The 11,129-nt window shown below is 72.8% G+C and carries 10 protein-coding genes; 2 read left to right on the forward strand and 8 right to left on the reverse strand.

All coding sequences use genetic code 11. From position 1 onward, the window contains the following. Window positions 1-59 precede the first annotated feature (59 nt). Window positions 60-872 (forward strand): SURF1 family protein, encoded by an 813-nt coding sequence (locus tag ACSMXW_RS16070; RefSeq protein ID WP_485807161.1) that lies wholly within the window; start codon window positions 60-62, stop codon window positions 870-872. A 149-nt stretch (window positions 873-1,021) separates the two neighbouring features. Here ACSMXW_RS16070 and ACSMXW_RS16075 read toward each other — a convergent pair whose 3' ends face one another. The 7 genes from ACSMXW_RS16075 to ACSMXW_RS16105 form a co-directional block, all read right to left on the reverse strand. Then, window positions 1,022-2,293 (reverse strand): hypothetical protein, encoded by a 1,272-nt coding sequence (locus ACSMXW_RS16075; RefSeq protein WP_485807162.1) that lies wholly within the window; start codon window positions 2,291-2,293, stop codon window positions 1,022-1,024. Between the two features lie 278 nt (window positions 2,294-2,571). Next, window positions 2,572-3,147, reverse strand: coding sequence for a SigE family RNA polymerase sigma factor (locus ACSMXW_RS16080; protein WP_485807164.1), 576 nt, complete (start codon window positions 3,145-3,147; stop codon window positions 2,572-2,574). Window positions 3,148-3,784: 637 nt separating this feature from the next. Next, window positions 3,785-4,849, reverse strand: a complete 1,065-nt coding sequence (locus tag ACSMXW_RS16085) for an aspartate-semialdehyde dehydrogenase (protein WP_485807165.1) — start codon at window positions 4,847-4,849, stop codon at window positions 3,785-3,787. After that, window positions 4,849-6,144, reverse strand: coding sequence for an aspartate kinase (locus ACSMXW_RS16090; protein ID WP_485807167.1), 1,296 nt, complete (start codon window positions 6,142-6,144; stop codon window positions 4,849-4,851). Before ACSMXW_RS16090 ends, ACSMXW_RS16085 begins: the two co-directional genes overlap by 1 nt. Window positions 6,145-6,655: 511 nt before the next feature. After that, window positions 6,656-7,402, reverse strand: coding sequence for a DUF5063 domain-containing protein (locus tag ACSMXW_RS16095; RefSeq protein WP_485807168.1), 747 nt, complete (start codon window positions 7,400-7,402; stop codon window positions 6,656-6,658). Then, a complete protein-coding gene (recR, locus tag ACSMXW_RS16100) occupies window positions 7,395-7,994 on the reverse strand; it encodes a recombination mediator RecR (RefSeq protein WP_485807170.1) in 600 nt (199 codons plus the stop codon). Before recR ends, ACSMXW_RS16095 begins: the two co-directional genes overlap by 8 nt. Window positions 7,995-8,350: 356 nt before the next feature. After that, entirely contained in the window at window positions 8,351-8,692 is a 342-nt protein-coding gene (locus tag ACSMXW_RS16105; RefSeq protein ID WP_485807172.1) for a YbaB/EbfC family nucleoid-associated protein, read from the reverse strand. 167 nt (window positions 8,693-8,859) lie between these two features. On the opposite strand from ACSMXW_RS16105, the gene ACSMXW_RS16110 reads away from it, so the two are divergent. Further along, on the forward strand, window positions 8,860-9,741 hold the full coding sequence (locus ACSMXW_RS16110) for an Fpg/Nei family DNA glycosylase (RefSeq protein ID WP_485807173.1): 882 nt from the start codon (window positions 8,860-8,862) through the stop codon (window positions 9,739-9,741). 620 nt (window positions 9,742-10,361) lie between these two features. Here ACSMXW_RS16110 and ACSMXW_RS16115 read toward each other — a convergent pair. Next, window positions 10,362-11,012: a hypothetical protein gene (locus ACSMXW_RS16115; protein WP_485807174.1), complete on the reverse strand. Its 651-nt coding sequence runs from the start codon at window positions 11,010-11,012 to the stop codon at window positions 10,362-10,364. Window positions 11,013-11,129: the final 117 nt, after the last annotated feature.

Raw genomic sequence — 11,129 nt, forward strand, 5'->3', positions numbered from 1 at the left:
CGCGCCGGCGCGGCGAACCCCCGGGGCAGCGGTGCCGCGGCGCCCCGTACCGTGGTGGTGTGTACCGGTTCCTGCTGACCCCCCGCTGGTGGGGGATCAATGTCTTCGCGCTGCTGGCGATCCCGCTCTGCGTCTTCATGGGCACCTGGCAGCTCAGCCGGTTCGAGGACCATGTGCGGGACCAGCACGAGGCGGACCGTGCGGCCGGCGCCGCGCACCGGGCCGCGCCCCGGCCGCTGGACTCCCTGCTCCCGGTCAGCCAGCGGACGGCCGGCGAGCGTGCCACCGCCACCGGCCGCTACGCCACCCAGTTCCTCGTCCCGCACCGCTCGCTGGACGGCAGGGACGGCTGCTACGTCCTCACCATGCTGCGCACCGCGAACGGCAGGGCGCTGCCGGTGGTGCGCGGCTGGCTGCCCGGCCCCGCCCGCCCCGGTGCCGCGCCCGCGCCGCCCACCGGCCGGGTCACGGTGACCGGCGCGCTCCAGGCCTCCGAGAGCCCCGGCACCAACGGCGTCTCCGACCCGGGCGGCCTGCCGTCCGGACAGGTCGGCATGGTCAGTGCGGCCTCGCTGGTGAACCTCGTCCCGTACCGGGTCTACGACGCCTGGATCACGCTCGACACGGCGTCCCCGGGCCTGAAGGCGGTGCCCGCCGTGGCTCCGCAGGGCGGCGGCCTGGACCTGAAGGCGTTCCAGAACCTCGGCTACACCGGAGAGTGGTTCGTCTTCGCGGGCTTCGTCGTCTTCATGTGGTTCCGGCTGGCCCGCCGCGAGGCCGAACTGGCCCGCGACGCCCGCCTGGGTCTCCTGCCCACCGAGCCCGAGGACCCCACCCTTTCCGAGGCCCACCTCGACCACGCGCCCCGCTAGGGCGGCCCTGGGGCAGGGCGGCCCGGTACGGGCCAGAGGCACGGCACCCCGGACGATGCCGCGGTCGTCGCCGGCCGCGTACAGAAGCGAACCGCTCACGAGAAGCGAACCGCTCACGAGAGACGACCCGTTCGCGAGAGGCGCGACGCTCACGACGCGGGCAGCAACCCCGTCCGGTACAACGTGCCCGCGCACGCGTGCGGAATGGTGGCCGCGGCAGTCGGCGCCCCCGGCTCCGCGGTGTGCGACACGGCCACGCTGCCGTCCTCGGGCACCCCGTCCTCCCGGTACAACTGGGTGGTGGCGCCGGACGTCCCGTCACCGCCGGGAGGCGTGTCCGAGGACGTGGGGTCGGGCGAGGAGCCGGGGTCGGCCGGACAGCTCCCGGACGGCACCCAGGCGAAGTCCACCTGGTACGACTGTCCGGGCGCGAGGATGAGGTGGGCGGGCTGGGTCGAGGGCGCGGGCAGGCCCGCCGCCGGATCGCCGTCCGTGTGGTCGACGACCGTGATCTTCGCGGGGTCCGCCGCGCCCTGCGCCGTCGCCGTCACGGTGCCCGCACCGTCGACGGTGCAGTCGCTGCCGGAGGTGTTGGAGACCCGGAAGCTGCCGTAGACCCTGCCCTCGGCGTCCGGCGCGCCGACGCTCGCCTGGACGTTGCCGAGCGCGCTCGCCACACAGCCCGGGGAGCGGGCGGCGAGGGTGTCCTCCGGGTCGGGGCTGGTGCCTGAGCTCGCGCTGCCCTTGCCCCGGCCGTCGTGGCCGTCTCCGCGGCCGTCGTCCTTGGCGTGTCCGGACCCGGACGGCTCGCCGGCGCCCTGCCGGCCGCCGTCGGCGTCCTTGCCGCCGCTGGTGCCGCCGTGCACGGCCTCGCCGTGACCGGCGACGGCGGTGCGGTCGCCGTTCGAGCCGCGCGCGTGCGAGACGTGGATGAGCGCGGGGACGGCGGCGCCGAGCAGCACGACCGCGGCGGCGGCGCCGACGAGGGCCTGCCGCTTCCGGGCGCGCCGGGCGGGCACCGCGTGGCGCAGCCGTTCCAGGCTGCCCTCGCCGGGCTCTACGTCCGCGACCGCCTGCCGCAGCAGCCTGCGCAGCGCCTCCTCGTCGGCGCCGACGTCGCCGTGGTCGCCGTCGCGGTCGTCATCGTCGCCGGGGTCCGGCCGCCACGCGCCGGGCCCGCCGGGGTCACCGGGGCCGTCGCCGCCGCGGCCTCCGCCGCCGGTGCCACGGCGGCCCGCGCCGGCACCGGACTCACCGGAGTCGGCCGGGCCGCGGGAGTCCGCCGGGTGCCCGGAGCCGGACGGGTGGCCGGAGTCCGCCGAGCGGCCGTAGCCGGACGGGTGACCGGAATCTGACGGGTGGCCGGAGTCGGACGACCGGTCGGAGTCCGTCGGGTGGGCGGTGGTGGCCGTCTCACGCACGTTTCCGCACGGGCCCGGCGCGCCGGGGCCCGCAGTGCCGCGAGCGGTCCCGTCGCCGTGAGCGTTCCCTTCGGGGAAGCTGTCGGAGGGGGCGTCGTTCACTGTTGCGTTCCCAGCGTGGTGTCTGTCTGTGGGGTGGCCGCCCGGGGCGGACGGGCCATGACGGTCGTGCGGATCGTACCGGCCGGGGCTGCGGACGGTGCCGGGGCGGGATGACGCAGGGCGGGCCCCGGGGCCGCCGGTGCGCCCGTACCTGCCGTGCCCGCGTCCGGCGGTGTTCATGCCGGTGCCCCCATGGCCGTGCGCAGGGCGGCTATGCCGCGGGAGCCGTAGGCCTTCACGGAGCCCAGGGATATGCCGAGCGTCTCGGCGACCTGGGCCTCGGTCATGTCGGCGAAGTAGCGCAGCACCAGCACCTCGCGCTGGCGGCGCTGCAACCCCCGCATGGCCTTGATCAGGGCGTCCCGCTCCAGTTGGTCGTACGCGCCCTCCTCGGCGCTGGCCATGTCGGGCATCGGCTTGGTCAGCAGCTTCAGCCCGAGGATGCGGCGGCGCAGCGCGGAACGGGACAGATTGACGACCGTCTGGCGCAGGTACGCCAGGGTCTTCTCCGGGTCGCGCACCCGCCGGCGGGCGGAGTGCACCCGGATGAACGCCTCCTGGACGACGTCCTCGCAGGACGCGGTGTCGTCCAGGAGCAGCGCGGCGAGGCCGAGGAGCGACCGGTAATGCGCGCGATAGGTCTCGGTGAGATGATCGACTGTGGTGCCGGCGGCCATCGTGTCGTCAGCGCCCTCGCGGTGGGACTGCGCGGGGACGGGACGTGCCGCGGGCATCGGGGCGATCACCGGCATGCCGCCGGGCACACGCGGCCGTCTGGGCGGCCGGAGAACGGCGGCGCCTGAGGCTGCCACCGAGAACGCTGGGTATTTGACGACCTCTGCCACGCAAGTTGGACACTCTTCCCCCCGTCAGGGTTGTACGCGCCCGCAGAGTCGTACGCGTCACACCCGCCATACGCGCCGTACTTGCCGCACACGCCATACGCACCGGTCTTGCCGCACACGCCGTACGCACCGGGCATCTCACGTCGATCGGGCACCGCTCTCGCGGGCTCCGTGGCCGGCGGTGCGTCACCTTCTCCCATCGCCCCAGCCCCTCCCCTGTGTACGTCCCCTGTGTTCGTCCCGCCCCCGGGGCAGCACCCCCGGCGTGATCGCAGAGACGCCACGCGGGTGCCGCACGGTTCCACGACCCGAGCAAAAATACCCGGCTTCGCCGGTCGTCCGGTCACGGTGCGGCTCCCCCACCCGACGCATCCGGTCGAAGCCTGTGACGCAAGGCGGGCCGGGGCGGAGCCCCGGCTTCTAAGGGGCGCGGGGAACCGCGCGCAACCGCCCACCCACCGGTGGCCGGGACACGACAGCGAACAGCCCCCTCCGGACGGTGACGACCGACGCGTCTCGTCGGGGCCCTGAGGTTGGCCGGGGCTCAGGAAGCCGTCAGGTCGGCGGCCACCAGCTCCGCCACCTGGGCCGTGTTCAGCGCAGCGCCCTTGCGGAGGTTGTCGCCGCACACGAACAGCTCCAGCGCGGTGGGATCGTCGAGGGCGCGGCGTACCCTGCCGACCCACGTCGGGTCGGTCCCCACCGCGTCGGCGGGTGTCGGGAACTCCCCGGCCTCCGGATCGTCGAAGAGCACCACACCGGGCGCGGTGGCGAGGATCTCCCGGGCCCGGTCGACCGTCACCTCGCCCTCGAAGCACGCGTGCACCGTCAGGGCGTGGGTGGTGACGACGGGCACCCGGACGCACGTCGCGGCGACTTTGAGACCGGGCAGCCCGAGGATCTTCCGGGACTCGTCCCGTACCTTCATCTCCTCCGACGTCCACCCCTCGTCCCGCAGCGACCCGGCCCACGGGACGACGTTCAGCGCGACCGGCTCGGGGAAGGGCCCGGTACTGTCGCCGAGGGCGCGCCGCACGTCGCCGGGGCTGGTGCCCAGCTCGGTGCCCGCGACCAGGGAGAGCTGCCGGCGCAGGGTCTCCACCCCGGCCCGGCCCGCGCCGCTCACCGCCTGGTACGAGGAGACGATCAGCTCACGGAGCCCGAACTCGGCGTGCAGGGCGCCGATCGCCACGATCATGCAGAGGGTGGTGCAGTTCGGGTTGGCGATGATGCCGCGCGGGCGGACCCGGGCGGCGTGCGGATTGACCTCGGGGACGACGAGCGGCACCTCCGGGTCCATCCGGAAGGCCGCCGAGTTGTCGACGACGACGGCGCCCCGCGCGGCGGCGACCGGCGCCCAGTGCGCGGCGACCTCGTCGGGGACGTCGAACATGGCGACGTCGACCCCCTCGAAGACCGCCTCGTCGAGCGCGACGACCTCGACCTCCTCACCGCGCACGGTCAGCTTGCGGCCGGCCGAGCGCGGTGAGGCGACAAGACGGATCTCGCCCCAGATGTCCGCATGCTGGGACAGGATTTCGAGCATGACCGTGCCGACGGCCCCGGTCGCCCCCACGACCGCGAGCGTCGGGCGCGCGGACCGCTCCATCAGCGGCCGGTGCCTCCGTACACCACGGCCTCGTCCGAGTCGGAGTCGAGCCCGAAGGCGGTGTGCACGGCGCGCACGGCCTCGTTGACGTCGTCGGCGCGGGTGACGACCGAGATGCGGATCTCGGACGTCGAGATGAGCTCGATGTTGACGCCGGCGTCGCTGAGCGCCTCGAAGAACGCGGCCGTGACCCCGGGGTTGGTCTTCATACCGGCCCCGACCAGGGAGATCTTCGCGATCTGGTCGTCGTAGCGGAGCGACTCGAAGCCGACCGTGGGCTTGATCCGCTCCAGCGCGTCGACGACCTTGCGGCCGTCGGTCTTCGGCAGGGTGAAGGAGATGTCGGTCAGGCCGGTGGCCGCCGCCGAGACGTTCTGCACGATCATGTCGATGTTGATCTGGGCGTCGGCGATGGCGCGGAAGATCTTGGCGGCCTCGCCCGGCTTGTCCGGTACGCCGACGACCGTGACCTTGGCCTCGGAGGTGTCGTGGGCGACACCCGAGATGATGGCCTGCTCCACCTTCTGTTCTCCCTGCTGTCCTTGTGCTCCTGTGTCCGGGCGCTCATTGGTCACCCAGGTGCCCGGCAGTCCCGAGAACGAGGACCGGACGTGGATCGGGATGTCGTACCGGCGGGCGTACTCCACACAGCGGTGCAGCAGCACCTTGGAGCCGGAGCTGGCCAGCTCCAGCATGTCCTCGAAGGAGATCCGGTCGATCTTCCGGGCCTTCTTCACCACCCGCGGGTCCGCGGTGAACACACCGTCCACATCGGTGTAGATCTCACACACGTCGGCGTCGAGGGCTGCGGCGAGCGCCACGGCGGTGGTGTCGGAGCCGCCGCGCCCCAGGGTGGTGATGTCCTTCTTGTCCTGCGACACGCCCTGGAAGCCGGCCACGATGGCGATGTTGCCCTCGTTGATCGACGTGCGGATGCGGCCCGGTGTGACGTCGATGATCCGGGCTTTGGTGTGCACGGAGTCGGTGATGACGCCCGCCTGGCTGCCGGTGAACGACTGGGCCGCATGGCCCAGGTTCTTGATCGCCATGGCCAGCAGCGCCATGGAGATCCGCTCTCCGGCGGTCAGCAGCATGTCGAACTCACGGCCGGCCGGCATCGGGGATACCTGCGCGGCGAGATCGATCAGCTCGTCCGTCGTGTCGCCCATCGCGGAGACCACGACAACCACCTGGTTGCCGTTCTTCTTGGCTTCCACGATTCTCTTGGCGACGCGCTTGATGCCTTCGGCATCGGCTACGGAGGAGCCTCCGTACTTCTGCACGACAAGGCTCACGTGCGCTCCTCGCTCCATCAGTGCCTTCGCGCACTTTGCACAAGTGCGGCTCCGTCATTTTACCGAGCCTCCGGAATCCGACCTGTCGGACGGCGATCGGGCGGCGGCCCACGTGCGCATCTGCCCCACATCCACGAAGACCACTCGGAAAAGTGGCTCGGCTCACAGTCCCCCGACTCCGGGGCTCGCCCCGGGGCCCCTCACGCCGGTGACGACCCGACGCGTCTCGTCGGGGCTGAGCGCGCCCACGCGGCGGAGCCGCATATGAACACAGCCCCGCGCCCCCGAGGCGGGCCGGGGCGCAGCCCCGGCTTCGAAAAGGGACGCGGGGAACCGCGCGAGCAACCACCCACCAGCCGGTGGTCCGGAGACCGCAGAGACTGCCCCTTTCGGGCGGTGGCGATCCGACGGCCTCGTCGGAGCTGAGCACGCCCACGTGGCGGAGCCGCATATGAACACAGCCCCGCGCCCCCGAGGCAGGCCGGGGCGCAGCCCCGAGAGGTGGTGGGGCCTAGCGGGTCTTGCGGAGGCCGAGGGGGCCCGCGATCTCCTCGGCCATCACCTTGCCGGCCTCCTCGGCGAGCGACTCCTCGCCGAGATCCTCGTCGGTGTCGAGACCGTCCAGCTCCTGAAGCGGCTGGTTCAGCCGAACGTGCGCGACGAGCGACTGCAGGGCCCGCAGGGCGGCCGAGGCGGTGGCGCCCCAGTTGGAGAAGTACGAGAACTGCCACCACCACAGGGCCTCGACCGTCCGGCCCGCACGGTAGTGCGCCATGCCGTGCCGCAGATCGGTGACGACGTCGGCCAGGTCGTCGGAGATCCGGCAGGCCACCGGCGCCTTACGAGGCTCGTACGGGTCGAAGACCTCGGAGTAGACGTCGACCGGGTCGAGCAGCACCGCGAGGCGCTCGCGCAGTTCTGCCCCGTCCTCGGCGTCCCGCTCCGGGCCGAGGTCGGGCTCGTAGCGCTCGTCGGGGACGATGTCCTCGTGGGCGCCGAGGCGGCCGCCGGCGAGCAGCAGCTGGGAGACCTCCAGGAGCAGGAAGGGCACCGCGGAGTCGGGCTCGTCGCCCTTGGCCACCTCCTCGACCGCGAGGATGAAGCTCTCGACCTGGTCGGAGATCTGCACGGCGAAGTCGTCCGGGTCGCCCGAGGTGGCGTTCACCGCGCCCCGGCCCTCCCCGCCGGTCCGTTCCCGTCGGTCCTGCGGGTCCTGGGGGTCCTGTCGGTCGGTGGCGTGCAGCGTGGTGTCAGACATCTAGGAGTCGTCTCCCCTCGAAGGCGCGGCCCAGCGTGACCTCGTCCGCGTACTCCAGGTCCCCTCCCACCGGGAGGCCGCTGGCCAGGCGGGTGACCTTGAGGCCCATGGGTTTGATCATGCGAGCGAGGTAGGTGGCCGTGGCCTCGCCCTCCAGATTGGGGTCGGTGGCCAGGATCAGCTCGGTGACGGTGCCGTCCGCCAGACGGGCCAGGAGTTCCCGGATGCGCAGGTCGTCGGGGCCGACGCCCTCGATGGGGCTGATCGCCCCGCCGAGCACGTGGTACCGGCCGCGGAACTCGCGGGTCCGCTCGATCGCCACCACGTCCTTGGGCTCCTCGACCACGCAGATCACGGCCGGGTCGCGCCGGGCGTCACGGCAGATGCCGCACTGCTCCTCCTGGGCGACATTGCCGCACACCGAGCAGAACCTGACCTTCGCCTTCACCTCGAGCAGCGCCTGGGCGAGGCGCCGGACGTCGGTCGGCTCGGTCTGCAGGATGTGGAAGGCGATCCGCTGCGCGCTCTTGGGACCGACGCCGGGCAGCCTGCCCAGTTCGTCGATGAGGTCCTGGACCACGCCTTCGTACAACGGACTGCCCTTCGTGCGGGTGGCACTCGCCGGGTGCCTCTGTGTTCTGTGTGTCTCACATGTGGCTTTCGCATGCGGTCTCACATGTGGTTCGCATGTGGTTTCGCATGTGGTGCGGTCTCGCAGGCCTTGCAGGCCGCGGGGCCGTGGGGGGTTCGGTTGGAGGTGGGGGTGGGGTGGGGTCGGTGCGGGTGGTGCGGGGCCCTGCCGGTGTGTTTCGCGTCGGTTCCGGGTGGTTCCGGGTGTGTCGGTCGGTTCCGGTGCGTGTCGGTGGTGGTCCCGGCGGTAACCGTAGTTCGCCGGGGCGGCTTCTTTGCAGCCTCTCCGAGCCTTGCAGCCGTTCCGTAAGGATCGGGTCAGAACGGCATGCCGGGGATGTTGCCGCCGCCCAGGCCCTGGGCCAGCGGGCCGAGTTTCTGCTGCTGGAGCTTCTGGGCGTTCTCGTTCGCCGCCTGGACCGCGGCGACGATCAGGTCGGCGAGGGTCTCGGTGTCCTCCGGGTCCACCGCCTTGGGGTCGATCTCCAGGCCGCGCAGGTCGCCCGTGCCGGTCACGGTCGCCCGGACCAGACCACCGCCCGCCTGCCCCTCGACCTCGGTCTCGGCCAGCTCCTCCTGTGCACGCGCGAGGTCCTGCTGCATCTTCTGCGCCTGCTGGAGCAGCTCCTGCATGTTGGGCTGCCCACCACCGGGAATCACGATCGGCTCCTGTCGTCGACTGTCCGGGGTCGTCCGTGTGACCCGTCTGTCCCGAGCCTACGTGGTCCCGCGGCCACCCGCGCCATGCATCCCCGTCTCGGCGCTGGGCACCCGGCACGGGCGCGGGGAAGCGGGGGAGAACGGCACGTGGAGAGTCTGGAGAGGTCATGCCCGAGCTGCCCGACGTCGAGGGGTTCCGGAAGGTGCTGGCTTCCTGTGCGCAGGGGGCGCCGATACGGCGGGTCGACGTGTACGACAGCGGGGTGCTGCACGGGGTGAGTGCGCGGCGGCTCGGGGCGGCGCTGTCGGGGCGGGCGTTCGCGGCGCCGGAGCGGCACGGGAAGTGGTTGCTGGCGCCCACCGAGCCCACCGAGGGGGCCGGCCGGGGGGACGGCGGGGCACCCGAGGTGATGCTGCACTTCGGGATGACGGGGCGGCTGGTCTGCGAGGACGCAGGGGCGGAGCTTCATCCGCACGACCGGGTGGTGTTCACGGTGGAGGGGCGTGGGTCTGGTGGGTCTGGTGAGTCCGGTGGCTCTGACGGTTCCGGTGGGTCTGGTGGGTCCGGTGGGGAGCGTGAGCTGCGGTATCGGGATCAGCGGAAGCTGAAGGGGTTGTGGCTGGTGGACGCGGCGGGGGCGGAGCGGATGCTGGCCGGTCAGGGGCCGGATGCCGCGGAGGTGGGGAGGGCGGAGTTCGATGCGGTGCTGGGTGGGCGGCGTGGGGGGCTGAAGGCGGCGCTGACCGATCAGTCCGTGGTGGCGGGGCTCGGGAACCTGCTCGCGGACGAGATCCTGTGGCGGGCGCGGTTGCATCCGTCGGTGTCGGTGCGGGGGATCTCGGGGGAGGGGCGGGGGCGGTTGTACGAGGAGATGCGGAAGACTGTGCGGGCCGCGGTCCGGGTGGGGCGGGTGCCGGATCGTGGGTCGTGGCTCACGGGGCGGCGGGATGAGCCGGATCCCCACTGTCCGCGGTGCGGCACGGCGCTGCGGCGGACCCGGGTTGCGGGGCGGGCGACGGTGTGGTGCCCGCACTGCCAGCGAAAGTGACGACCACGCGAACGGCTGTCGCCACGGCCGGTGCGCCTTGGGGTTCGCCGAGGGCGGGGTGCTACGGCGTGTGCGGGTTTCGTCATGGCCGGTGCGCCTTGGGTTTCGTTGTGGGGCGGGGCCGCGGGGGGATCTCCTCCCCCACTGCCTTAAAGGCGTGGGAGGTGCCCCCACGGTCCGGCGCCCTCCGCACACCGGAGGGTTCTCTGGGCGTGGCGCCGGACTCCCCCAGTGCCTCAAAGGCCTGGGGGGTACCCCCAGGGCGGACATCCCCCCACGTCCCCTCACGTCTCGTACGCGACTGCGGCCCGGCGGGGGCCGAGCCACCAGGCCCCTGCCCGCCCGGCCTCCTGCTACCGCTGTGGGCAGTCGTTCCGCTGGGGCTGGGGTACCTCCCAGGCCCTTGGGGCACTGGAGGAGGGTGGGCACAGCCCACGGCGTACGGCGCCTGAACGTACCGGCCCGCACCGCCAGGGGCAGACGGGGGAAGGGGTCGTTCCCTCCACCGCCCAGGACGGGGAACGGGAACGAGCCGTCGCCCCGCACGGGGCGGGAGAGAGTCGGTGGGGGAACCCCGGGCCCCCGGCGGCAGCCGGACGGGGTGGCCCCGCGGAAAGGGGCTAGCTGAAGACGAGCATGGAGCCCTGGGCCAGGCTGCGGGTGGCCGCGGTGTGGAGGCCGAGCCAGACGTGGCGCTCGCGGGCGAAGGGGCTGTCGTCGGGGGGCGGGGGAGCCGCGGGCTCCTCCAGCGCCGTGGGGGCGGTGGGCGCCGCGGGCGCCCGCGGCGGGCTCACCGGATCGATGCCGATGGACGGCGCCACGTACTCCAGCTCACGGAGCAGCGCGTGGGAGGACCCGAGCGGCCCGCCCCCGGCAAGCAACTCCTCGTTGGAGAGCGGCACGGAGAAGTCCACCGGGACGTACGCCCCCGCGTGGTCGTAGTGCCACACCAGATGGGACTGCTGCGCGGTCGTCTCGAACATCTCCAGCAGCTGCTCGTAGTCGCCGCCGAGCTCGTCCACCGGCGTCACCGCGAGCCCGCACACCTGGAGCAGGTAGGCGCGGCGGAGGAAGTGCAGCGCGTCGTAGTCGAAGCCCGCCACGGGCGCCACGTCACCGGAGAGACCCGGCATGTAGGAGTAGACCGGCACCGGCGGCAGCCCGGCCTCGTTCAGGGTCCTGTCGTAGAGCGCCAGCTCCTCGGCGAACGGGTTGTCGGGGCTGTGGCACAGCACGTCGACAAGCGGGACCAGCCACAGGTCACAGGCCAAGGAAGACTCCTCGCATAGCACGGCACACGGCTCCGGATCGCCGGGCTCCCGTACCCGGGCAGAGCGGAGGGATGCGTACGGGGACGGACATGAGTGCGCACGGACCGCCCTGCCGGC

The organism is Streptomyces sp. DSM 116793, assembly GCF_057320905.1.